24 protein-coding genes and 1 riboswitch are annotated in these 21,442 nt (G+C 61.9%); of the genes, 17 read left to right on the top strand and 7 right to left on the bottom strand.

Annotation, left to right across the window (positions count from 1 at the left end; translation table 11 throughout):
• Position 1: 1 nt before the first annotated feature.
• Together AAFM31_RS06455 and AAFM31_RS06450 are read left to right on the top strand one after the other, a co-directional pair.
• Positions 2–250 (top strand): DUF2007 domain-containing protein, encoded by a 249-nt coding sequence (locus AAFM31_RS06455; protein ID WP_341707078.1) that lies wholly within the window; start codon positions 2–4, stop codon positions 248–250.
• The gene (locus tag AAFM31_RS06450; RefSeq protein ID WP_341707077.1) at positions 247–897 is read left to right on the top strand and encodes an SOS response-associated peptidase; all 651 of its coding nucleotides are present in this window, start codon (positions 247–249) and stop codon (positions 895–897) included. The genes AAFM31_RS06455 and AAFM31_RS06450 overlap by 4 nt, the downstream gene beginning before the upstream one ends.
• Here the strand turns inward: AAFM31_RS06450 and AAFM31_RS06445 are convergent.
• A complete protein-coding gene (locus AAFM31_RS06445; RefSeq protein ID WP_341707076.1) occupies positions 882–3,017 on the bottom strand; it encodes a methyl-accepting chemotaxis protein in 2,136 nt (711 codons plus the stop codon). The two genes, AAFM31_RS06450 and AAFM31_RS06445, sit on opposite strands and share 16 nt — an antisense overlap.
• Positions 3,018–3,220: 203 nt before the next feature.
• On the opposite strand from AAFM31_RS06445, the gene AAFM31_RS06440 reads away from it, so the two are divergent.
• From AAFM31_RS06440 to AAFM31_RS06430, 3 genes are all read left to right on the top strand, one after another.
• Positions 3,221–3,352 carry an entericidin A/B family lipoprotein gene (locus tag AAFM31_RS06440; RefSeq protein WP_341707075.1) on the top strand — a complete coding sequence of 44 codons (132 nt, stop codon included), beginning with the start codon at positions 3,221–3,223 and terminating at the stop codon, positions 3,350–3,352.
• 67 nt (positions 3,353–3,419) lie between these two features.
• A complete protein-coding gene (locus AAFM31_RS06435; protein ID WP_341707074.1) occupies positions 3,420–4,226 on the top strand; it encodes a M48 family metallopeptidase in 807 nt (268 codons plus the stop codon).
• 174 nt (positions 4,227–4,400) lie between these two features.
• Positions 4,401–5,054, top strand: coding sequence for a 7-cyano-7-deazaguanine/7-aminomethyl-7-deazaguanine transporter (locus tag AAFM31_RS06430; RefSeq protein ID WP_341707073.1), 654 nt, complete (start codon positions 4,401–4,403; stop codon positions 5,052–5,054).
• Between the two features lie 6 nt (positions 5,055–5,060).
• Here AAFM31_RS06430 and AAFM31_RS06425 read toward each other — a convergent pair whose 3' ends face one another.
• Complete coding sequence (locus AAFM31_RS06425) at positions 5,061–6,257, bottom strand: chromate transporter (protein WP_341707072.1); 1,197 nt, start codon at positions 6,255–6,257, stop codon at positions 5,061–5,063.
• Between the two features lie 173 nt (positions 6,258–6,430).
• Between AAFM31_RS06425 and AAFM31_RS06420 the strand changes: the two genes are divergently transcribed.
• Together AAFM31_RS06420 and AAFM31_RS06415 are read left to right on the top strand one after the other, a co-directional pair.
• Positions 6,431–6,619: a hypothetical protein gene (locus AAFM31_RS06420; RefSeq protein WP_341707071.1), complete on the top strand. Its 189-nt coding sequence runs from the start codon at positions 6,431–6,433 to the stop codon at positions 6,617–6,619.
• 298 nt (positions 6,620–6,917) lie between these two features.
• Positions 6,918–7,229 carry a hypothetical protein gene (locus tag AAFM31_RS06415; RefSeq protein WP_341707070.1) on the top strand — a complete coding sequence of 104 codons (312 nt, stop codon included), beginning with the start codon at positions 6,918–6,920 and terminating at the stop codon, positions 7,227–7,229.
• Here AAFM31_RS06415 and AAFM31_RS06410 read toward each other — a convergent pair whose 3' ends face one another.
• Positions 7,230–7,886, bottom strand: a complete 657-nt coding sequence (locus AAFM31_RS06410; RefSeq protein ID WP_341707069.1) for a DsbA family oxidoreductase — start codon at positions 7,884–7,886, stop codon at positions 7,230–7,232.
• 115 nt (positions 7,887–8,001) lie between these two features.
• On the opposite strand from AAFM31_RS06410, the gene AAFM31_RS06405 reads away from it, so the two are divergent.
• The 6 genes from AAFM31_RS06405 to AAFM31_RS06380 all read left to right on the top strand — a co-directional run bounded on the left by AAFM31_RS06405 (position 8,002) and on the right by AAFM31_RS06380 (position 12,274).
• On the top strand, positions 8,002–8,241 hold the full coding sequence (locus tag AAFM31_RS06405; RefSeq protein ID WP_341707068.1) for a DUF1272 domain-containing protein: 240 nt from the start codon (positions 8,002–8,004) through the stop codon (positions 8,239–8,241).
• Complete coding sequence (locus AAFM31_RS06400) at positions 8,238–8,831, top strand: LysE family transporter (RefSeq protein ID WP_341707067.1); 594 nt, start codon at positions 8,238–8,240, stop codon at positions 8,829–8,831. The genes AAFM31_RS06405 and AAFM31_RS06400 overlap by 4 nt, the downstream gene beginning before the upstream one ends.
• A gap of 17 nt (positions 8,832–8,848) precedes the next feature.
• Positions 8,849–9,205 carry an antibiotic biosynthesis monooxygenase gene (locus AAFM31_RS06395; RefSeq protein ID WP_341707066.1) on the top strand — a complete coding sequence of 119 codons (357 nt, stop codon included), beginning with the start codon at positions 8,849–8,851 and terminating at the stop codon, positions 9,203–9,205.
• Positions 9,206–9,283: 78 nt separating this feature from the next.
• On the top strand, positions 9,284–10,969 hold the full coding sequence (locus AAFM31_RS06390) for a carbon starvation protein A (RefSeq protein ID WP_341707065.1): 1,686 nt from the start codon (positions 9,284–9,286) through the stop codon (positions 10,967–10,969).
• Entirely contained in the window at positions 10,959–11,240 is a 282-nt protein-coding gene (locus AAFM31_RS06385; protein WP_341707064.1) for a cory-CC-star protein, read from the top strand. The genes AAFM31_RS06390 and AAFM31_RS06385 overlap by 11 nt, the downstream gene beginning before the upstream one ends.
• A complete protein-coding gene (locus AAFM31_RS06380; protein ID WP_341707198.1) occupies positions 11,183–12,274 on the top strand; it encodes an ArsA family ATPase in 1,092 nt (363 codons plus the stop codon). Before AAFM31_RS06385 ends, AAFM31_RS06380 begins: the two co-directional genes overlap by 58 nt.
• Here AAFM31_RS06380 and AAFM31_RS06375 read toward each other — a convergent pair.
• Complete coding sequence (locus AAFM31_RS06375; protein ID WP_371833016.1) at positions 12,271–13,533, bottom strand: ABC transporter substrate-binding protein; 1,263 nt, start codon at positions 13,531–13,533, stop codon at positions 12,271–12,273. The genes AAFM31_RS06380 and AAFM31_RS06375 overlap by 4 nt on opposite strands.
• 232 nt (positions 13,534–13,765) lie before the next feature.
• Here AAFM31_RS06375 and AAFM31_RS06370 point away from each other — a divergent pair, with 232 nt between their 5' ends.
• Positions 13,766–14,707 (top strand): sensor domain-containing diguanylate cyclase, encoded by a 942-nt coding sequence (locus tag AAFM31_RS06370; RefSeq protein WP_341707063.1) that lies wholly within the window; start codon positions 13,766–13,768, stop codon positions 14,705–14,707.
• Position 14,708: 1 nt separating this feature from the next.
• Here the strand turns inward: AAFM31_RS06370 and AAFM31_RS06365 are convergent, their stop codons facing one another.
• The 3 genes from AAFM31_RS06365 to hrpB all read right to left on the bottom strand — a co-directional run bounded on the left by AAFM31_RS06365 (position 14,709) and on the right by hrpB (position 19,154).
• Positions 14,709–15,296 (bottom strand): TMEM165/GDT1 family protein, encoded by a 588-nt coding sequence (locus AAFM31_RS06365; protein ID WP_341707062.1) that lies wholly within the window; start codon positions 15,294–15,296, stop codon positions 14,709–14,711.
• 90 nt (positions 15,297–15,386) lie between these two features.
• Positions 15,387–15,506, bottom strand: a riboswitch (yybP-ykoY riboswitch).
• Between the two features lie 26 nt (positions 15,507–15,532).
• On the bottom strand, positions 15,533–16,552 hold the full coding sequence (locus tag AAFM31_RS06360; protein ID WP_341707061.1) for a class I SAM-dependent methyltransferase: 1,020 nt from the start codon (positions 16,550–16,552) through the stop codon (positions 15,533–15,535).
• 64 nt (positions 16,553–16,616) lie between these two features.
• Positions 16,617–19,154: an ATP-dependent helicase HrpB gene (hrpB, locus tag AAFM31_RS06355; RefSeq protein WP_341707060.1), complete on the bottom strand. Its 2,538-nt coding sequence runs from the start codon at positions 19,152–19,154 to the stop codon at positions 16,617–16,619.
• 115 nt (positions 19,155–19,269) lie between these two features.
• Here hrpB and AAFM31_RS06350 point away from each other — a divergent pair, with 115 nt between their 5' ends.
• The 3 genes from AAFM31_RS06350 (at position 19,270) to AAFM31_RS06340 (ending at position 21,373) form a co-directional block, all read left to right on the top strand.
• Positions 19,270–19,686 (top strand): polyribonucleotide nucleotidyltransferase, encoded by a 417-nt coding sequence (locus AAFM31_RS06350; RefSeq protein WP_341707059.1) that lies wholly within the window; start codon positions 19,270–19,272, stop codon positions 19,684–19,686.
• Positions 19,686–20,567, top strand: coding sequence for a cation diffusion facilitator family transporter (locus AAFM31_RS06345; protein WP_341707058.1), 882 nt, complete (start codon positions 19,686–19,688; stop codon positions 20,565–20,567). The genes AAFM31_RS06350 and AAFM31_RS06345 overlap by 1 nt, the downstream gene beginning before the upstream one ends.
• A 317-nt stretch (positions 20,568–20,884) precedes the next feature.
• On the top strand, positions 20,885–21,373 hold the full coding sequence (locus tag AAFM31_RS06340; protein WP_341707057.1) for an Lrp/AsnC family transcriptional regulator: 489 nt from the start codon (positions 20,885–20,887) through the stop codon (positions 21,371–21,373).
• Positions 21,374–21,442 lie beyond the last annotated feature (69 nt).

The following is a 21,442-nucleotide window of genomic DNA, read 5'->3' as shown; positions in this document are numbered from 1 at the left end:
CATGCAGTGCATCTACCATCCCGCCGATCTGGCGGAGGCCACGCTGCTGTCCGCGGTGCTGGCCGACCACCATATTCGCTGTCACATCAGCGGCGGCTACCTGCAAGGCGCTATCGGCGACCTGCCTGTGCATGACCTGCTCGGCATCTGGGTCGCCGACGAAGACGTCAGCCGCAGCACCGAGCTGGTGTATGCCTATCTAGGGGCCAGCCCCATCAATGACGAGGATCTGGAGTCCCCCCTGCCATGAGCGGTCGCCTGGCCCAATTCAATGCACCTCACGCCAACATGCCCAGCGGCTGGCAGCCGCAATGGAATATTGCTCCAGGTAAGCCGCTGCTGATTCTGCGCAAGACCGCAGGCCAAATGGAGTGCGCCTCGGTGCTGTGGAACCTGACGCCGGGCTGGCTGAAGGATTTGAGCCGCGCAACCTTTTCCGCACGGGCCGAATACCTGCACGAAAAACCGATGTTCCGCCAGGCCTTTGCCCAACGGCGCTGCCTGATTCCGGTCGATGGCTACTTTCTCTGGCTGCAACAGGGGCAGCGCAAGCAGCCATGGTATCTGCGGCGCAAGGAGGGAGGTCTGGCGCTGGCGGGGTTGTGGGAGCGTTATCAACTGGACGACGGCCAGTACTGGGACAGCTGTGCACTGATTACGGTGCCGGCAAAGGGCCTCGCCAGCCGCCTCAGCGACCGCATGCCCGTGGCGCTTAACGCTGGCGAGCAGGCCATCTGGCTGGCCGAGCACACGGCTGTCAGTGCCCTGCAGCCGCTGCTGCTGAACGCCGACAGCCGCATCGAAATGACCTATCCAGTCAGCACCGCAGTCAGCAACCCTGCCACCCAGGGGCCGCATTGCTGCAGCCCCGCGGGTCCGGCTCAGACTTTGAACTGATTGATCAGTCGGCGTTGATGTTCGGCCAGTTTGGTCAGCGATGCGCTGGCCTGTGAGGCCTCACCTGCACCCTTGGCCACATCCTTGGCCACGGTATCGATGGTGGTGACGTTACGGTTGATGTCTTCGGCAACCGCGCTCTGCTCTTCGGCGGCGCTGGCGATCTGATTGTTCATATCGTTGATCACCGACACCGCCTGGGTGATGGACGTCAGCGCCGCATCCGCCTCTTCCGCCTGCAGCACACTCTGGTCGGTACGTGCACGGCTCTGCTCCATGACCTTGACCGTCTCGCGGGTGCCATTCTGCAGCTGCTCGATCATCTGCTGAATTTCCTCGGTCGAGCTCTGAGTCTTCTGCGCAAGGTTGCGTACTTCATCGGCAACCACGGCAAACCCGCGGCCCTGCTCACCCGCCCGTGCCGCCTCGATGGCTGCGTTCAACGCCAGCAGATTGGTCTGCTCGGCAATTCCGCGAATGGTGTCGAGAATACCGGTGATATTTTCGCTGTCGCGCGCCAGTGCCTGCACGCTGTCCACAGCGCGCTGGATATCCTGCGAGAGATTTTGAATGGTCTCGGACGTTGCCCGCACCACCTCACGGCCATGCGAAGCCGAACCATCAGCATTCTGCGCCGCACTGGCCGCCTGCGAAGCATTACGTGCTACGTCTTGCGCGGTCGCGGTCATTTCGGTCACGGCGGTCGCGACCAGGTCGATCTCACTGAGCTGACGTTGCACGCCGTCATTGGTGCGCAGCGCGATATCGGCCGTGTGCTCCGACGCATCGGTCACCTGCTGCACCGAGCCAACGACCTCCCGGATCATGCCCTGCAGCTTATCGAGGAAGGCATTGAACCCACGCGCAATAGCGCCCAGCTCGTCCGCTCGATCCACGTTCAAGCGCTTGGTCAGGTCGCCGTCACCCTTGGCGATATCATCCAGCATCGCTACCAGTTGGCGGGCCGGCTTGGCCAAGCCATAGGCCAGCAAAATCATCACACCCAGACCAGCCAGAGCGACCAGCAGACCGATGCCGGCCAGCAGCATGGAATCCTGATGGCGCATGTCTGTCAGCTCAGCATCCAACTGGTTGAAGTCCTGCATAACCACATCCATTGGCAGCGTGATCAGCAACGCCCAGCGGACGTCGGTACCTGGCAAGGTTATAGGCATGGCCAGTTCAATGTGCTGGCCCTGCTCATCTACGTCGTAAATGGGTTGATCGCCAAGCCGCGCAATATTGGCCAGTTCACTTTCATCCAGCACGGTAGCGGCCGAATCTCCGGGCTTGGCACCCTCGCCGGTATAGGCAACAAGGCGCCCAGTGGAACTGACCAACGCCTGCTCGCCCTTGCCGTCGTAGAGTTCGGCATCATTCTCATGCAGCATCTGCTGCAGAAACTCCATCGACAGGTCGGCACCCGCGGTGCCCATAAACTCGCCATCGCTGATGATCGGTACAGTGAACGATGCCAGCAGCACGGTCTTGCCGCCAACCTCATACGGTGCAGGGTCAATCACGCACGGCTTGAGGGTTTCTTTCGGACACAGGTAGTACTCACCAGTGCGCACGCCATTTTCCAGAATGGTTTCGTCTTCCAGGTCTCCCAGGGCCTCCAGGGCCAACCCACCATTCTCGTCGCGGTACCACATTGGCATGTAGCGACCACTGCCGTCGTAGCCGTCGGTTTCAATACCCTCAAAGAAGTTGTCGAGGTTATCCAGCGAGTTGGGCTCCCAGCCGACATAGGCATCCCACAACGTCGGGTTCTGCTCGAGCGTCATGCGAATAACTCGGGTCATCTCTTCGCGCCCCATCATCAGGGCTGGCATGCCATCGTCCTGAATCTGCCCAAGCATCGAGTTCAGCTGGGCAAGCTGTGATGCAACGGTAAGCGGATACTCCAGGTAGCGGCGGATGCGCGCCTGCTCCCCGGTCGCGATCGACAGCAAACGGTCCTTCACCAGACCGTCAATCGACACCCGCGAGCGCTCTTGAACCAAGTTTTGACTGCGTTCGGCAGAATAAACCGAGTACAACGTCATAACGCCAACAGCAACAAATAGACAGGCGCCGGCCAGTACGGCGATGGAAAGCTGGATTGACCTGAATTTCATGTAATACCTCGGCGTTGGGACAACGGAGCGGCGAAGGATACCGGTTACTCGGCTATATCGGCCACCGGACAAATTTCTGCAGCCTGTTGCATACAATTGCCCAAATGATGGTCCAATCGCTTAAGATTTTCCGGTCGCAGCGGCCACGCAGGGCGGAACCCGCGACAGACCACGCAATCCAACGTCTGATGAGAGAATAGAGCATGAAGAAATCACTGGTACTGCTGCTGTCTGTTTTGCTCGGTGCTGCCAGCCTGGCCGGATGCAACACCATGGAAGGCCTGGGCAAGGACATCCAGAAGATGGGCGACAGCATCGAAGACGCCGCCAAGTGAGACAGCGCCGGTGCTGCAGACCAAGGCACCGGCAGCATTTCATCCCGACATAGCAAGGAAAAGCACCATGCGACTGCGATTTACCCTCCTACTTCCCGTTGTTCTGCTGGCCGGTTGCCAAAGCGTGCAGACCACCCAGGGCGGCAATGTTGGCGTCAACCGCACCCAGTACATGATGAGCGGCCTGTCCAGCGAGCAGGTCAATCAGATGGCTGCCGAGTCGTATCAGGAGACCTTGGCCGAGGCCAAGAAGCAGGGGCTGCTGAACACCAACGCATCGACTGTGCGCCGCCTCAATCGTATTGCCGCCAAGCTGATCACCCAGGTACCGAACTTCCGCCCCGATGCCGCCAGTTGGGACTGGGAAGTCAATCTGATCAAAAACGACCAGCTGAATGCGAGCTGCTCTCCCGGCGGCAAGATCCTGTTTTACTCCGGCATCATCGATCGCCTAGAACTGACCGATGCGGAAATTGCCCAGATCATGGGCCATGAGATTGCGCACGCTCTGCGTGAACACGGCCGCGAAGCTATCTCCCGCGCCTACGCCACGCAAATGGGTACCCAACTGGCCAGCGCCCTGCTCGGCCTCGGTCAAGGCGGCAGCCAGGCCGCGCAGATGGCAGTTCAGTACGGCCTGACCCTGCCCAACAGCCGCTCCAATGAGAGCGAGGCCGATCTAATCGGTCTGGAGCTGGCGGCCCGCGCCGGCTACGACCCGCAAGCCGCGGTCACTCTGTGGCAGAAGATGCAGTCTGCATCCCAAGGTGAGCCGCCGGCGTTCATGAGCACCCACCCTTCTTCCTCCGGCCGCATTCAGGCCCTGCGCTCCGCCGCGCCGCGCGTACAGGCCCTCTACGAAGCTGCCAAGTAAGCGCATTCCGGCCGGCGGGCCTGCGCCCGCCGGTCGGAAAGCAACGAATACGCTGGTCAATCAGCGCAAAACCAGTACAATTGCGCGCCGTTCGACCCCGAACGATATGGGTTCCCTCACCCCATTTGACAAAACGGCGAGCCAGCAGGCTCGAATCGTAAAAAAGGACATACCATGACCGCACTTACGTCCGGCATGCAGCGCCGCGCGCTTGCACTGCTGATCAGTTTTCACATCGTTATCATCATCGCCAGCAACTATCTGGTGCAGTTGCCGATCACCATGTTCGGCTATCACACCACGTGGGGCGCATTCAGCTTTCCGTTCATCTTCCTGGCTACCGACCTGACCGTTCGCCTGCTCGGCAAACAGGCTGCACGCCGCGTCATCGCCCGCGTAATGCTGCCGGCGCTGGTTGCGTCGTATGTGGTTTCGGTGGTGTTCCAGGAAGGCAGCTATCGCGGTATCGACGCACTGCTGTCGTTCAACGACTTCGTACTGCGTATCTCGCTGGCCAGCTTCGTCGCCTACGTGATTGGCCAGTTGCTGGACATTCAGGTATTCGACCGCCTGCGCCGTATCAAGGCCTGGTGGATCGCGCCGAGTCTGTCGACCGTGCTGGGCAACCTGGCTGATACCTTCGCCTTCTTCTCGGTTGCCTTCTGGCAGAGCAGCAATCCGTTCATGGCCGAGCACTGGGTCGAGATCGCTACCGTCGACTACGCCATCAAGCTGATAATCAGCATGCTGCTGTTCCTGCCGCTGTACGGCGTGCTGTTGCGTACGCTGATGAACCGTCTCGGCGGCCCCGCGCCTTCGACTGCCTGAGTCGGCTCAGGGCACCAGCCCTGACCATCCCAGTACAAGCCCTGCTGCTGCACTCAGCAGCAGGGCTTGCAGCACTGTCCAGCCCCGTCCGAACAGCAGTCCCGCGGCGACCAGCGCGATCCCCAGCGCCAGCCAGTCAGGCGTGCTCGCAGTGCCCGGCATAAACACGTGCCAGGCGAAGAACAGCGCCAGATTCACAATCACCCCCACCACTGCCGCACTCACCCCGGTCAGCGCCGCATTCAGGCGCAGCTCACCACGGGTCGCCTCGATCAGTGGCGCGCCCCCCAGCACAAACAGAAAGGACGGCAAAAAGGTAAACCAGCAGACCAGCAGCGCCGCCAGCATGCCTCCAGCCAGCGGCTGTCCAGCACCGATCAGTTCGCCCTGATAGCCACCGAGAAAAGCGACAAATACGACCACCATGATCAGTGGCCCTTCCCAGCCTTGCCAGAGCATCAGTACCCCCATCGGCAGACACCAGAGCAGCGCGCCGATCACCAGCAGCATCAACAGCCGCGACAGGCGGAAGCGAGCGTGTTCAGGGGCAGCGCTGGCGTCGTTGATCAGCGCTTCGGTATCAGTGTCGGCCTTATCACCGGCGTGAGCAGCTGGGGCAAAAGCTGTGGGCCGCAACCGCCCGCCGACAGCACCTGCGACGGCTGCCGCTAGCACGATCAGCGGGAACGGTAACCCCAGTGCAAAGATCGCCGCAAAGGCAGCCAGCGCAATCGCCCAGAGCCAGCGGTTGCGCAGCACCCGACCACCGATGCGCCAAGCGGCCTGAAACACCACGACCACGACCACCGGTTTGATCGCATACAACACCCCCGCAATCAGCGGCAGATCGCCGTAGACCAGATACACCCACGCCAGCAGCATCAGCAGCACCAGCGACGGCAGAATAAACAGCAGCCCCGCAACCACCCCACCCCAGCTGCGGTGAAGCAACCAGCCCAGATAGGTCGCCAACTGCTGCGCCTCCGGCCCCGGCAGTAACATGCAGTAGTTCAGTGCGTGCAGAAAACGCCGCTCGGACAACCAGCGACGCCGGGCAACCAACTCCTCGTGCATCAGCGCGATCTGCCCGGCGGGCCCGCCGAAACTGATAAAGCCCAGCTTCAGCCAAAAAAGAAAGGCCTCGCGGCGGCTGATCTCGACAGAGCCCGATGGCTGATTTTCAGGTGGTTGTGTGGCGGTCATGAGTACCTTCTTCAACTACGTCCGTAAGCCTCAGGATGACACACCAACATTGCAGCGGTGCTGCACGCTTGGCCAATCTCGCATCAACGGGCATGATACCGACACGATGGCAGGCTTGAACCCGCCTCGTTCAGGGATAAGAACGACAACAGTCCAGCGACAAGGAAAGCATCATGGCGACCTGTGCAGCCTGCAACAAGACCATCCTCTTCGGCGGAGTACGCGAAGAAGGGTATCGATTCTGCAACAAGCGCTGCCTGGCAGAGGGGCAAATCGCCCTGGCAGCGGCGCGAGTCCCTGCATTCGAGCGCATGAAACTGGTGCAGTCGGTCTATCGCGGCTCGTGCCTAGGGATGCACTGATCGATTCCGCATGCCCTCTGGCGTTCAGGCCGAGCCGCAATCAAGGCGTTGTTTCGAAGGCATGTCAGGACCTGTCGAGAAATCACAACGCAGAGTGCGGCTCGGCCCGAACGCCCCGCAGGGCGAGCGCTCAAGCATGCATCTGCGGCGTCGCGCTGCTTGCCAATAGAACCACTATTGGCTGCACATTGCTCCTTGCAGCTACACGCCTGAGCACTCGCAGAGGGCGTGTGGAATCGATCAGTGCATCCCTATCTGCAAGGCCGCCGGCCCGATTGACCTCTACCAGTCACACTTCGTGCAGTCTTTTATTCTGATGACCCGCTGGGGCAGCAACAATCTGATCTGCTGCCGCCGCTGTGCCCTCAAGCGCCAGGCAAGCGACTTTCTGCAATCGATGCTGCTCGGCTGGTGGGGTATTCCATTCGGCGTACTGATGACGCCGGTTCAGTTGCTGCGCAATGCCTACGCCATGCTGTTCCCACCCAGCACGACCGAACCGTCGGAAGCCTTCCAGCAGGTGGTTATTGAACGGCTGATGCGACAGGCCATTGAGCAGCAGAATACGCCTGCTGCTCCGGCCCCCAAGCAAGGCCGCTGGGCCGAGTAATCAGGCCGGCGTTGCCTCACGGCCGGCAATTTCGCGCAGCGCCTGCACCAGATAATCCGGCTCTTGGGCACCGGAAATCAGGTACTGGCCGTTGATCACAAAGGCCGGTACCGACGAGATGCCAGCCTGCTGCCAGCGCGCCTCATCCGCACGGACGATATCGGCAAAGCGGTCGCCATCCAGCACCTTCTCTGCCTCTGCCGCATCCAATCCGGCAGCGCGTACGGCATCGAGCAGCACAGCCTTATCGGCAACGTTCAGCGCTTCGCCGAAATAGGCATCAAACAGCGCCTGCTTCATCTCGGTCTGCCGGTCATGTTCGGCAGCCCACTTCACCAGCCGATGCCCATCGAAGGTATTGGCGGTGTAACGCTCCTGCATATTCGTGAAGTTCAGGCCAAGACCGGTAGCGATGCGGATCATATCGTCCTGCGCTGCCCGCACTTCCGCCTCGTTGCGGCCGTACTTGCGACACAGCGCCTCGACAATCGGCATCGGCCGCTGATCCGGATCAGGATTCAGTTCGAAGGCATGCCACTCCACCTTGCCTTCAACCTCCCCTTGCAGCGTGTTCAGTGCCTGCTCCAGTCGGGCGTAGCCAATGGCACACCAGGGGCAGGCAATGTCGGAAACGATATCAATGGTCAGGTTCTGCATGGCGTCGCTCACAGTTCAGTAAAGTCAGAGCGTCAGACTACACCCATGACCGGCAGGTTTCACCGGGCATTGGCCGCTGCTATAACATCAGATAACGCCACCGAGGGTATCTGCCATGCTGCAACTGCGCCCAAACTGCGAGTGCTGCGACCGGGACCTGCCGCCCGATGCGGACAACGCCTTGATCTGCAGCTTCGAATGCACGTTCTGCCGCGACTGCGCTGACCAGCGCTTTGCCGGGCGCTGCCCCAACTGCGGCGGTAATTTGGTTGCCCGTCCAATTCGACCGGCCGCACTGCTTGAGCGCTACCCCGCCAGCAGCCAAAGGGTGCTCAAGGAGCACAATCACGGATGAGCATTGCTGGGCTGCTGTCACTGTTTCTTGCCCTGACTGCGCTGGCGGCCCTGCCAAGCGGTAGCGTCGCACTGGTGGTTGTGCGCAGTGCGCAGTTCGGCGTGAGCCAGGGGCTCGCCGCGGCACTGGGTATCACCCTTGCCGACCTGCTGCTGGCCGCATTGGCGCTGGCCGGCTGGCAGGTCGTAATGGAGAGTCTGGGTGGACTGTTCAGCCTGCTGCGCTGGCTGGCAGCCGGCTATCTGATCTGGTTTGGCTGGACACTATGGCGCTCCCGCCAGCCAGCTGCACCCGAACTCGGCACTCGCGGTGGTTGGTGGAGCAGCCTGCTGGCCGGCCTGATGCTGACCTTGGGAGACATCAAGGCGCTGGTGTTCTACGCCAGCTTCTTTCCATTATTCGTGACTGCGCCGCTGACGCCGCTGGTCTGCCTGCAGTTGCTGACGACCACCGCCGCCGCTTTGCTGCTGGTCAAAAGTATCTACGCTCTGCTCGGCAGTCGCTTGGCGATGCGTCTTCCGAGCCGCCCGCTGCAACGACTCGGCGGCAGCCTGATGATAGGCTGCGGCCTTTGGCTTGCCAGCCGCTGATCCGTCCAGAGAACGCCATGACCCAGATCGCCAATACCCCAAAGCCGCCCTACTACACCGTGATTTTCACCTCCCAGCGCACCGACCACGATGATGGGTATGCGCAGACCGCCGAGCGCATGCTGGAACTGGCGGCAGAACAGGAGGGTTTTCTAGGCGTTGAATCGGCCCGCGACGGGCTTGGTATTACCCTTTCGTACTGGCGCGACCTGGCCGCCATTCGCCGCTGGAAACAGCAAGGCGAGCACCTTGAAGCGCAACGGCGAGGACGCAGCGACTGGTACAGCCAATACCGGGTGCGCATCGCCCGCGTCGAGCGGGAATACGGTTTCGATAGTCAAGCCGCTGCCGGAAGGCCTCATCCGCAAGGCTGAGCTATATTATTTTTTGCGCCGCCGCAGACGCGTCGGCAGGCTATCCAGACAAAACCTACAACACAGGAGCCACACAGCATGAGCGCAGCCATCCTACTGCTGATCGGGCTGGGTTTGATGACCCTCGGGTACTTCATCTACTCCCGTTTCATTGCCGCCCGCATCTATCGCCTCGACCCGGACTTTCGTACCCCGGCGCACGAGTTCGAGGATGGTATCGACTTCGTGCCAACCAACCGTTTCGTGCTCTGGGGCCACCACTTCACCTCGGTCGCCGGGGCCGCCCCCATCGTCGGCCCTGCGATTGCAGTGATCTGGGGCTGGCTGCCCGCCTTCATCTGGGTGGTTATGGGCACCATCTTCTTTGCCGGCGTGCACGACATGGGCGCAATCTGGGCCAGTGTGCGCAACAAGGCCAAATCGGTCGGATCGCTGACCGGCGACGTCGTCGGCAAGCGCGCTCGCAGCATCTTTATGATCGTCATCTTCCTGGTGCTGCTGATGGTCAACGCGGTATTCGCCGTCGTCATCGCCAAGCTGATGATGAGTTTCCCGACCGCGGTGCTGCCGGTCTGGGGCGCGATTGCCGTGGCGCTGATCGTCGGCCAGTTGATCTATCGCCGGATGATCAGCCTGCCGGTAGTGTCGGTCATCGGCGTGGTAGCGCTCTATGCGCTGATCTGGGCAGGCCCGAGCGTACCGGTTCAGATGCCGGCCGAGGTCGCGGGCATGTCGGGCAACGCGGTCTGGATTTTACTGCTGTTTCTCTACGCCGGTATCGCCTCGGTGCTGCCGGTGTGGATGCTGCTGCAGCCACGTGACTACATCAACGGCCTGCAGCTGTTTGTCGGCCTGCTGATTCTCTATGGCGCCATCATGTTCCTCAATCCGGCGCTGGTCGCCCCGATGATCAATGACGACGTGCCCGCCGGTACGCCATCCATTGTGCCTCTACTGTTCGTCACCATCGCCTGCGGCGCCATCTCCGGCTTCCACGGACTGGTCTCCTCCGGCACCACCTCCAAGCAGTTGAACAAAGAAACCGACGCCCGTTTTGTCGGCTACTTCGGCGCCATCGGCGAAGGCTGCCTGTCGCTGGCGGCGATTCTGGTTGCCTGTGCCGGTTTCGCCAGCCTCACCGACTGGAAAGCCATGTACTCGGCATTCGGCCAGGGCGGCGTCACCGCCTTCGTTCAGGGCGGCGCCTACGTCATCCACAACGGCCTGGGCCTGCCTGAAGTTACCGCCGCAACCCTGCTGACCGTGATGGCAGCGCTGTTCGCCGGCACCACCATGGATACCGGCCTGCGTCTGCAGCGCTACATCTTCCAGGAATGGGGCGAGATCTATCATCAGGAATGGATGAAGAAGCCCCTGCCCGCGACCCTGCTGGCCATCGGCAGCTGCCTGCTGCTGGCGTTCGGCGCCGGTGGCGCTGACGGCTCGGGCGGCATGATCATTTGGCCGCTGTTCGGTACCACGAACCAGTTGCTGGCCGGCCTGACTCTGCTGGTGATCACCGTGATGCTGGTGCACTACCGTCGCCCCATGTGGTTCACCCTGCTGCCGCTGTGCTTCCTGCTGGTGATGACCGTCACCGCGTTGGTGATTCAGCTGAAGACCTTCTACGACCAGCAGAACTACTTCCTGCTGGGGCTGGATATCGTGGTACTGATCGCCGCGATACTGGTCGCGCTCGAATGCGCTGCGGCGCTAAAACGGCACTTGGCGCTGGCCGCGGCGGAGCAGGCGGATGGCCGCTGACCGGGCCGAAAAATGGCGTGCCTGGCTGAGTCAGGCGCGCTTCTTTCTGGAAGAAAGCTACAGCGCGCGCTATCGCGGGGCGATTGCCCGTAGCCGCCGGGACCACGACGACCTGTTCATGCTGTTGGTGTTCAGCGAGATGATGGGCGTGCCTAACCCAGCCTCGTACTACACACTGGAGCTGCAACCGTTGCTGCTCGAACGCTTCCATGACTGGCACCGACGCATGGGCATGGAACACTCACCGCTGGATCATTTTCGCTGCTGCTGACCGGGAGACACGTCATACCTACTGCCACATTTGATCTACTGCACCGCCGCCTGCTTTGGGTTGGCGGCAAGGGTGGCGTCGGCAAAACCACCGTCGCTGCCGCCCTTGCCGTATTGGCTGCCAGTCGCAACCAGCGCTGCCTGATTGTCTCAACCGACCCCGCGCACAGTCTCGGCGACGTATTTGACCGCCCACTGGACGATCGCCCCCAGCGCCTGCAGCCCAATCTCGACGCCATGGAGATCGACCCCGACGCCGAGGTCGATGCCCATTTGCAACGCGTCACCGAGCAGATGCGCAAACTGGCTGCACCGGAGATGCTGAACGAACTGCAGCGGCAGATGCAGCTGACCCGGCATTCGCCCGGTACTCAGGAGGCCGCGCTGCTGGAGCGCATAGCCCGGTTGGTGACTGCGCCACCGGACGACTACGACCTGATCATTTTCGATACCGCCCCGACTGGCCACACCCTGCGCCTGCTGACCCTGCCCGAGGCGATGGCCGCCTGGACCGATGGTCTGCTCAGCCACAACCGCAAATCCGCCGAGCTGGGCAAGGTGCTGCAACACCTGACCCCGCGCAGCGGACGTGATGTAACCAGTCCGTTTGACGAGCCCAACGATGACCCAATGCGCGGTCTGGACAAACGTACCCGGGATGTCGCCGAAACCCTGCGCAACCGCCGCCGGCTGTTCCACCAGGCACGCAGGCGCCTGGAAGACCCAGCCCTCAGCGGCTTTCTGTTTGTTCTGACGCCTGAACGGCTGCCGATTCTGGAGACCGTCCGCGCAGTAGAGAGCTTAAAGCAAGCGCATATTCCGGTGGCTGCGGCACTGGTGAACCGGGTGATACCGGAGTCCGCCGACGGTAACTTCCTGCAGCAACGCCGTGTGCAGGAAGCGACTTACTTGCAGCGCATCGACAGCGAGCTGGGCCAGTTACCGCGACCGCGCCTGCCCTGGCTGGAAACCGATGTACAGGGGATCGAGGTGTTACAGCAACTGGCTGGACTGCTCGCGGAGCAGGGCTTCTAACGCAGACGCAGCGGCTGCCCTGCTGCTGTGCGCTCGGCCTGCCATTGCTCGAGCGTCTGTGCCGCCTCTTCACCAGACAACTGGCCGATGATCTCGAAGTAATCCTGACGCAGCGGATCGGCCATCACCTCGGTACGTGGCTTGATGCGCACCGCGTAGACGGTCTGCAGGTTCTGATGGTCGAAGGCCCGCCAGGTCTGAGTGTCTTTCAGCAGTTGATAGCTGTGGTCTTCCAGAGCACGAATCAGCCCTTCGCTATCCAGCGAACCGCTACGTGTCACCGCGTCAGCCCACTGGTAAACAATACTGTAGGCTGATGCAGCGGAGCTGGACGGGTAGGTCTGGTAGCGCTCGGCGAACGCTGCAACAAACTGCTCACCGCGCCCGAAGCCAAACTCACGCGGCACATTCCACGTCCACGGCACAGCGCCGAGCACACCCGCCATCACGGCAGGTCCGGCCTGCTCGACCATGCTCAGGGTCAGATTGGGCACCACAACCTGCACGTTCTCGAAACCCAGCTGACGCACAATCCCCATCGCCTTGACCATCTGGTCGCCGAACAACACCAGCACCAGTACCTCGGGGTCGGCATCACGCGCCTGCTGCAACGCCTCGCGCAGCTCGCGCAGAGAGGCGTTCGGGAATGGAATCAGGGTCGAACCGTGCGCACTGACATCGTCAGTACCGGTGAAGTGGCGCATCGAGGCCTCGGTGCTGTGACCCCAGGTGTAATCGGCCGTCACGAAGTAATAACGCTTGTCGGCAAACGGCGCCTGCAACTGCGCCGCCAGTACCCGCGCAGCCATCCAGGCGTTGTAGCTCTCGCGGAACATGTAACGCTGGCCATCTCGCCCGGTGGTGTCGTTGGAGTAGGTCAAGGTGCCGAAATACAGCAACCCGCGCTCACGGGCGCGCTTACCGGCAGCAATCGCCACAGCGCTGGATGCGCCGCCGAACACCATGCGCGCACCCGCATCCGCCAGCTCGTCTACATTGCGCACCGCTCGCTCGGGGTTGGAGGCGGTATCGCGCTCAAACAACTGCAGCGGACGCCCCAGTACACCGCCTGCCTGATTGATTTCGTCCAGCGCCAGCATTGCGCCACGCATCTGCATCTCCCCTTCCTGAGCGTACTGGCCCGTGCGGGGCAAATTCAGCCCCATGGTAATCGGCTCAGCTGCAGCGGCGATGGAGGCCCACGCCAGAGTAAGACCAGCCAGCAGATAACTGGGCAGGCGAGTGATATGTAGTGTCATGGCAGACATCCTTGATGCTCATCAGAAGCGCCGCATGATTCCACAGGGTTGTGACATCTTGGCAGTGTCCTTTGGTCGCACCTTAACTGACCGCGCAGAGACACCCATGGTGATACGGCACCGCAGACTCACTTAGAGACACATGTGTCCCGACCACGCGACATACTGGCCACTTGATACAAAGCATGCTAACAATGGTGCCTGTCTAAAAATCCGCCAACGGAAGCAGCACATGAACGACATCGCCAGCGAAATCGCCCATGACAGTGAGGTCTACAAGACCCTGCTTGAATCAACCAAGGCTATTCCCTGGAAGATCGACTGGAAGACCATGACGTTTGCCTACATTGGCCCGCAGATCGAACATCTGCTCGGCTGGACGCAAGCCAGTTGGATAAGCGCTGACGACTGGGCCAATCGCATGCATCCCGAGGACCGCGAATGGGTGGTCAATTTCTGCATTTCCCAATCCCAGTCCGGCACCGACCATGAAGCCGACTATCGTGCTCTGACCGCCGATGGCGAGTACGTGTGGATCCGTGACGTGGTGCATGTGGTACGCGACGACGACGGCGAGGTGGAAGCACTGATCGGCTTCATGTTCGACATCAGCGAGCGCAAAAAGACCGAAGAAAAGCTCATCATCCTGCAACGAGAACTCGAGGAGCTGTCGTTCAAGGACGGCCTGACTGGCGCGGCGAACCGCCGAATGTTCGACTCCATCATGGAGCTGGAATGGACCAACGCACGGCGCAACAATCAGCCGCTGTCGGTCATCCTGCTCGATATCGACTACTTCAAGCAGTACAACGACCACTACGGCCACATCAGCGGCGACGATTGCCTCAAGCGGGTAGCGCAGACGCTAAGCGGCGCCGCAGCGCGCTCGCGCGATTTCTTTGCCCGCTACGGCGGCGAAGAGTTCGTGCTGGTATTGCCGGAAACCGACGCCAAGTCGGCCGAGCGGGTTGCTGAGCGCTGCCGCTCGCTGATCTTCAAGGAGCAGATCCCGCACGCCAACTCAGATGCTGGCCAGATCCTCACTGTCAGCATGGGCATCGGCACCATACTGCCGGGCCAGCAGGACGATCCACGCGCCTTCCTCGACGCCGTGGATCGCAGCCTGTATCAGGCCAAGCAGCAGGGCCGCAACCGCATCGTCAACGGCGGCTGACTCAGCCCGCCGTTGTCAGCATCGGCTGGAACAGCAGCCACGCCGAGTACAGGCCCAGCAGCAGGAAGGCCAAGGCGGTAATCCGGCGGATCAGCGCTAGCGGCAGACGCTCTGCCGCTACATTGCCGAGAATCACCACCGGCACGTTGGCCAGCAGCATGCCAACGGTCGTGCCCAGAACCACCCAGACGTAAGCATCAAATTGGGCAGCCAATACCACGGTTGCGATCTGGGTCTTGTCTCCCATCTCGGCCAGGAAGAAGGCGATAACGGTCGCAACAAAAGCGCCATAACGCCCTACCGGCGGCGCTTCGTCTTCGTCCAACTTGTCCGGGATCAAGGTCCAGGCGGCAACTGCCAGGAAAGACACCGCAAGAATCGCGTGCTGCCAGGTGTCATTCAAATAGTCGGCAACCAGCTGACCGACAGCGCCCGCCATCGCATGATTGACCACCGTCGCGACCAGGATGCCCCAGATGATCGGCCAAGGCCGGCGAAAACGTGCAGCCAGCAGCAGTGCCAGCAGTTGGGTCTTGTCGCCGATCTCAGCCAGCGTGACGATCCCGCTCGATACGAAAAAAGCTTCCACGGATTTTCCAAAGGAGGGCGGGATTACGATTCCATTGACACACGACTACCCCCGCCCTCGGCTGATGGTCGCATGTCAAAGGTCTCGTCAAACCCGATACCGCGCAGGGCGGTGGAGGGTCGCAAACGCCATGATCTGTGGATCAATTATGTTGACGTTTGCCAATGCAAGCAGGCGCTTGCGGAGAGACTACTCCCCTAAGACGGCGGCAAATATAACGGCAACGGCTGAGCGAATCAACCCGGTGCAATCGCCGAATAGACCTTGAATCGGTTGTTTTCACGCAAAACATGGCAGGGCCCGATGTGCTCTTCGATCAATGGCGGATAGCGCAAAAAGCCGTTGGCAACGATACGTAGCTCGCCGCCCGGCAGCAGATTGCGGGTCACCTGAGAAAAGAAGCGCTCGGCAATACTGGTGTCCTGACGGATGCCGGTGTGAAACGGCGGGTTGCTGATCACCGCGGCAAACCGGCCGTGCACATCGCTCAATCCGTCAGACGCATAAACCTCACCCTCGACGCCATTGAGCGCCAGCGATTCACGGGCGCAATGGATAGCCAACGCGTCGACGTCTACCAGTTCGAAGCGCGTCTGCGGGTTGCGCCGCGCCATGACCAGCGACAGCACACCAGAGCCGCAGCCAAAATCCAGCACCCGGCCCGCTGGCAGCGGCCGCTGCTCGGCCAGCAACAGCTCGCTGCCCTCATCCAGTCGGCCGTGACTGAACACGCCGGGCAGGCTGACCAGCTGCAGCGGCTGGCCGTCAAAGCTCAATTCATACTGCTGCAGCCAGTCTTCGAGCAGGAACGGCGCAACCGGCTGATCGACGAGCACCCGCCAGAGTTGGCAATGCCGCGCCGAATCGAGTTTCTCCGGATGCGCGCCATAGCGGCCCAGCAGCTTCTCTGCCCGGGTTATGCCGCCCTTCTTCTCGCCAACCAGATAGACCGGTTTGCCCTGCGCGAGCAATGGCAGCATCTGCGCCAACGCATATTCAGCGCGCTCGATCGCCTTGGGCATAACCAGAATCGCCCCATCAAGGTCATCGACCTGCGGGCACAGATGAGAGAACACCAGTCGGTCTTCCGGCAGCGCACCGGCCAGCCCGCGGCTGCTGGCGTAATCCCAGCTCCACAGCGTCCAGTCGGCTGCCAGGCTGCGCGTCAGGCCGTCCGCCGGCGGGTTGACCAGCAGCAGGCGCTGACCGCTAAACAGCTCGGCGCTGCGCTCAAGTATCTGGCTGGTGTTGTCCATCGGTTTCTCCGCTGATCACGACAAAGGGGCGCATTGTAAGGGATGTACTGATTTAGTGCGCGGATCAGGTGCCGCGCGGCTTGGCCCGTCTGGTCGGCTCGGCCTGCAAGGGGTCATCCGGCCAATAGTGTTTCGGATAGCGCCCCTTCATGTCCTTCTTCACCTCGGCGTAGCTGCCCTGCCAGAAGCCAGCCAGATCCTGGGTCACTTGCACCGGTCGCTGCGCCGGTGACAGCAGGTGCAATTTGAGCGCCTGCCGACCGCCCGCGATGCGCGGAGTATCGGCGCTACCGAACATCTCCTGCAGGCGCACCGCGAGCACCGGTGGCGTCTCGCTGTAATCGATCCGAATCCGCGAGCCGGTCGGTACCATCCAGTGGGTTGGGGCCAGCTCATCGAGTTCTTTTGGCAGCGGCCAGGGCAGCAGTCCGGCGAGAATGTTGCCCAGATCCAGATTGGCGAAATGCGCGAGCCGATTGACCTTGTCCAGATACGGCGCCAGCCAGTCTTCCAGGGTGGCGAGCAAGGCCTCGTCGGACAGATCCGGCCAGCGGCTATCGTTGCTCTCCGCCAGATCCAATGTGCGCAGCAACTGCACCCGCGCCTGCCATTGGCGCTGCTCCGGTTTCCACGGCAGCAGGTTGATGCCCTGGCGCCGCACCACGTCGCAGAGCGCACGTTGGCGCTGCTCCGGAGCGACTTGCGGTAAGGCCTTGCGGCGCCAGATCAACTCGCCGATGCGCTGCTGCCGCTCGGCCAGCAGGGTTTCGCTGCGGCTGTCCCATTCCAGCGTGTCACGGTCGTTCAGCAACCCGGGCTCCACCGCCAGCAAGCGTTCGATATTCAACTCTGCGGCCATAAAGATCCGAGCCTGACGCTGACCGCCCTGCCCGCCCAGCGCCGCCACCGCCAGCCACTCACACTGCTGCAGGCGGTCGACGTCGACAAAACCGGCTGAGCGGCCGTTGGCCAGCCGATAATCGGCGCCGGACGCGCCACGACGCTGGGCGATGCGATCGGGATAGGCAAGCGCCAGCAGCACGCCATGCCAGTCATCGTGCTGCGGATCACTGACCGGGTCGGTGGCGGGCAGCCGCCCCAGCAGGCGTGCCCACTGCTCAACCAGGCGTTTGGCGCGCTGCAGCGCACCGCGATCAACATCGGCACCGCGGGCATCGTCAAACAACGCGAGTCTGGAGCTGAGGTCAGCGTTATCGGCGCGGCGTAGCAGATCGCGCTCATCGACGACCGCCGCCATGCGTGCGGCCAACTTGCCCAGCCCAAGACGCTGACCTTCAACCAGCATATGCGCCAGCCGCGGGTGCATCGGCAAACCGGCCAGCACGCGACCATGTTCAGTCAGCTGCCAGTTGACGCCGTCGCGGACCAGCGCGCCGAGGCGCTCTAGCAGCTCACGCCCTTGCTCCAGAGCCGCGGCCGGCGGTGGGTCCAGCCACACCAACTCATCGGGTTGCTGCACACCCCACTGCGCCAACTGCAGGGCGAGCGGAGCCAGATCAGCCTGCAGCATCTCGGCGTCACGCTGAGCGGCCAGCTGCTCGTGCTGCTGGGCCGACCACAACCGATAGCAAACGCCAGGCTCCAGGCGACCGGCACGGCCAGCGCGCTGCTCGGCAGCAGCGCGCGACACCCGACGGGTCTGCAGCGCACTCATGCCGGAGAGCGGATCGAAGGCCGCCTCACGCGACAGACCGGCGTCCACCGCCACGCGAATACCCTCAATGGTCAAACTGGTCTCGGCAATCGCCGTTGCCAGCACTACCTTGCGCACACCCGCCGGCGCCGGAGCGATGGCGCGGCGCTGGGCGGCCAGGTCCAGATCACCAAACAGCGGGGTCAGCAGCACGTTCGGCTGGTCGCCCAACGCGTCCTCCAACCGCGCCAGCACCCGGCGGATCTCGGCCATGCCCGGCAAGAACACCAGCACACTGCCGGACTCCTCATCCAGCGCCCGTAGTACCGTTTGCACAACCTCAGCGTCATTCGACTTGCCGAGCACTGCCGGTGCGCCATAGCGAATCTCGACCGGATACTGGCGGCCCTGACTGGTGATGATCGGCGCATCATCCAGCAGCCGGCTGACCCCATCGGCATCCAGCGTCGCCGACATGACCAGCAGCCGCAGCGGCGGATCATCCCGCAGGTACTGTTGGGTTTGTACGCACAGCGCCAGCCCCAGATCGGCGTCGAGACTGCGCTCGTGAAATTCGTCGAAGATCACCACACCGATGCCCGGCAGCTCCGGATCATCCTGCAACAGACGCTGCAGAATCCCCTCGGTTACCACCTCGATACGAGTTGCAACGCTGACCTTGCTTTCCAGCCGGATGCGATAGCCCACAGTCTGGCCGACCGGCTCGCCAAGCAACTCAGCCAACCGCTCGGCCGCCGCTCTGGCGGCCAGCCGGCGCGGTTCGAGCATGATGATCTTTTGCCCTGCCAGCCAATCACATTCAAGCAACGCCAGCGGCACCAGCGTGGTTTTACCGGCGCCGGGAGGTGCCTGGAGCACGATCACGTGCTGGCCGGTAAAGGTCTGTTGGAGGTCGGGCAGTATCCGGGAGACGGGCAGATCGTTCATGGCGCCTGGGCTGATTGAAATGAGCCGGCATTATAGCCGCCGCGGGCTTTCCGTCACTCCGGGCGGCCGCTATGCTAAGGCGGCTGGTTCAACCCTCTTTCGTGAGTCCTGCTCCGTGAATAGCCGTCTCAAATCGCTGTCTGCCGCCATCCTCTGTGGCGCCCTGATTACCCAACTCAGTGCCTGCGGCACTATCTTTTACCCTGAGCGCCGCGGCCAGATCAGCGGCCAGATCGATCCGGGGGTTGCCATCCTCAACGGCATCGGTCTGCTGTTTTTTGTCATCCCGGGACTGATCGCCTTCGGTATCGACTTTACCACCGGCGCCATATACCTCCCGGGCGGCAAATACAGCGTTGCTCCGGAGCGGCTGCAACAGGCCGTTGATGCCGACGGGCAAGTCAATACCGCCGCGCTGCAGCAGATCCTCAAGCACGAACTGGGACAGGACCTGCCGCTGGAACAGGCACAACAGATCAAGAATGGCTCGCTGAACCAACTGGCAATGTTGCAGCTCACGGTGCGCGGCTGATGAGCGCACCGCATGCCATGGGTGAGGAGCGGGCCCGGCTGCTGCGACTGGCCACCCGCGCCTCGGTCGCCGTGGCATTGGTGCTGATCACACTGAAAGCGGTGGTATGGGTGATGACGGGCTCGGTCAGCCTGCTCGCGGGCCTGATCGACTCACTGATGGACGCCGCCGCCTCGACCATCAACCTGTTCGCCGTCGCCTATGCGCTGAAGCCAGCCGACAAGGAACACCGCTTCGGCCACGGCAAAGCCGAGGCGCTGGCGGGCCTGGCTCAGTCAGCCTTTATCACCGGCTCTGCCGTGCTGGTGCTCCTGCAAGGTATTAACCGGCTGCTCCACCCCGAGCCGCTGGAAACGGCCTGGGCCGGTATCGCCGTCATGGTCTTCTCGATCATCGCAACCCTTGGGCTACTGGCCATCCAGAAGCACGTCATTGCCCGTACCAACTCCACCGCCGTTGGGGCTGACTCCCTGCATTACCGCTCCGACCTGCTGCTCAACCTGAGCATCATCGTTGCCCTGCTGCTCGCCCAGTTCGGCGTTCAGCGGGCGGATGCGCTGTTCGGCCTGGGCATTGCCCTGTTCATCGGCTATGGCGCCGTGCGCATCGGGCTGGACGCCATCCAGATCCTGATGGACCACGAGCTGCCGGAAGAGATCCGCGCGGAGGCGCTGCGTATCGCCCGCGCGGTACCCGACGTGATCGACGTCCACGAGCTGCGCACCCGTGAATCCGGCCAGCACTGGTTTATGCAACTGCACCTTGAACTGCCCGCCACGCTGACCCTCGCCGACGCCCACGCCCGGGGTGAGCAGGTGCGCCTGGCGATCATCGAGCGCTTCCCACAGGCCGACGTGCTGGTCCACAAGGATCCGGCCTGAGTGGATAAAAACGCATAAAAAAAGGCGAGCTGCCTGCAGGGCAGCTCGCCTTTTTACGTCCTCCGCCATCCTCTTGGGATGATGCCTTTGCTCCCGTGCCTCGTGGGCTGGGTAACCGACTGGCCTCACACCTTCTGGATGCTGTGGCCCCGTTTCGCCTTGTGGGCGAAGCGGTCTGGACGATCGGCTTCGGCTGAATCTGGTGAAAATATTATCCTCATATGCGCGAAATTAATTATCTGTTTTTGCACATTATCTTGCGCACTGAGCAATAAATAACTAAAAATACAACAACTTGCGCAATTGAGCAAATAGCCATGAACAACCTCAACCTTGATCGCTACGATCTGAAGATTCTCGCCGCCCTGCAGCACGACGCCCGCATCAGCAATCAGGAGCTGGCCGAACGCATCGGGCTGTCGCCATCGCCCTGCTCGCGCCGGGTCAAGCAACTGGAAGAAAGCGGCCTCATTCGGCGTCAGGTTGCGTTGCTGGATCCGGCCAAACTCGGTCTTAAACTGACCGCCTTCGTCATGATTGGCATGGACCGGCACACACCGGAACGCTTCGCCGGCTTTGAAAAGGTAATCAGTCAATGTCCTGAGGTATTGGACTGCTGCCTGGTCACCGGCATGGATGCCGACTACCACCTGCGCGTGGTCGTCCCGGACATGGAGCACTACCAGCAACTGCTGCTCGGCACCCTCACCCGTATCGAAGGGGTTTCCAGCGTGCGCTCCAGCTTTGTCCTGAACCAGATCATCGCCAGCACCGAATTACCGCTGAAACATCTTGGCCTGAACTGAACGCGCTGACGCAGGCAGCCCGGCGGCAGAGTCGGTATACTGGCGCCCCTTTTTTCAACCGGAGGCCCC

The sequence above is a fragment of the Halopseudomonas sp. genome, from assembly GCF_038130085.1.
Taxonomy (GTDB): Bacteria; Pseudomonadota; Gammaproteobacteria; order Pseudomonadales; family Pseudomonadaceae; genus Halopseudomonas.
This window is presented reverse-complemented; position numbering and strand designations above follow the sequence as displayed.

Bases quoted from the DNA above. Each gene is read 5' to 3' on its own strand.
- AAFM31_RS06455 (WP_341707078.1), top strand. From the start codon at position 2: ATGCAGTGCATCTACCATCCCGCCGATCTGGCGGAGGCCACGCTGCTG.
- AAFM31_RS06450 (WP_341707077.1), top strand. From the start codon at position 247: ATGAGCGGTCGCCTGGCCCAATTCAATGCACCTCACGCCAACATGCCC.
- AAFM31_RS06445 (WP_341707076.1), bottom strand. From the start codon at position 3,017: ATGAAATTCAGGTCAATCCAGCTTTCCATCGCCGTACTGGCCGGCGCC.
- AAFM31_RS06440 (WP_341707075.1), top strand. From the start codon at position 3,221: ATGAAGAAATCACTGGTACTGCTGCTGTCTGTTTTGCTCGGTGCTGCC.
- AAFM31_RS06435 (WP_341707074.1), top strand. From the start codon at position 3,420: ATGCGACTGCGATTTACCCTCCTACTTCCCGTTGTTCTGCTGGCCGGT.
- AAFM31_RS06430 (WP_341707073.1), top strand. From the start codon at position 4,401: ATGACCGCACTTACGTCCGGCATGCAGCGCCGCGCGCTTGCACTGCTG.
- AAFM31_RS06425 (WP_341707072.1), bottom strand. From the start codon at position 6,257: ATGACCGCCACACAACCACCTGAAAATCAGCCATCGGGCTCTGTCGAG.
- AAFM31_RS06420 (WP_341707071.1), top strand. From the start codon at position 6,431: ATGGCGACCTGTGCAGCCTGCAACAAGACCATCCTCTTCGGCGGAGTA.
- AAFM31_RS06410 (WP_341707069.1), bottom strand. From the start codon at position 7,886: ATGCAGAACCTGACCATTGATATCGTTTCCGACATTGCCTGCCCCTGG.
- AAFM31_RS06405 (WP_341707068.1), top strand. From the start codon at position 8,002: ATGCTGCAACTGCGCCCAAACTGCGAGTGCTGCGACCGGGACCTGCCG.
- AAFM31_RS06400 (WP_341707067.1), top strand. From the start codon at position 8,238: ATGAGCATTGCTGGGCTGCTGTCACTGTTTCTTGCCCTGACTGCGCTG.
- AAFM31_RS06395 (WP_341707066.1), top strand. From the start codon at position 8,849: ATGACCCAGATCGCCAATACCCCAAAGCCGCCCTACTACACCGTGATT.
- AAFM31_RS06390 (WP_341707065.1), top strand. From the start codon at position 9,284: ATGAGCGCAGCCATCCTACTGCTGATCGGGCTGGGTTTGATGACCCTC.
- AAFM31_RS06385 (WP_341707064.1), top strand. From the start codon at position 10,959: ATGGCCGCTGACCGGGCCGAAAAATGGCGTGCCTGGCTGAGTCAGGCG.
- AAFM31_RS06375 (WP_371833016.1), bottom strand. From the start codon at position 13,533: ATGACACTACATATCACTCGCCTGCCCAGTTATCTGCTGGCTGGTCTT.
- AAFM31_RS06370 (WP_341707063.1), top strand. From the start codon at position 13,766: ATGAACGACATCGCCAGCGAAATCGCCCATGACAGTGAGGTCTACAAG.
- AAFM31_RS06360 (WP_341707061.1), bottom strand. From the start codon at position 16,552: ATGGACAACACCAGCCAGATACTTGAGCGCAGCGCCGAGCTGTTTAGC.
- hrpB (WP_341707060.1), bottom strand. From the start codon at position 19,154: ATGAACGATCTGCCCGTCTCCCGGATACTGCCCGACCTCCAACAGACC.
- AAFM31_RS06345 (WP_341707058.1), top strand. From the start codon at position 19,686: ATGAGCGCACCGCATGCCATGGGTGAGGAGCGGGCCCGGCTGCTGCGA.
- AAFM31_RS06340 (WP_341707057.1), top strand. From the start codon at position 20,885: ATGAACAACCTCAACCTTGATCGCTACGATCTGAAGATTCTCGCCGCC.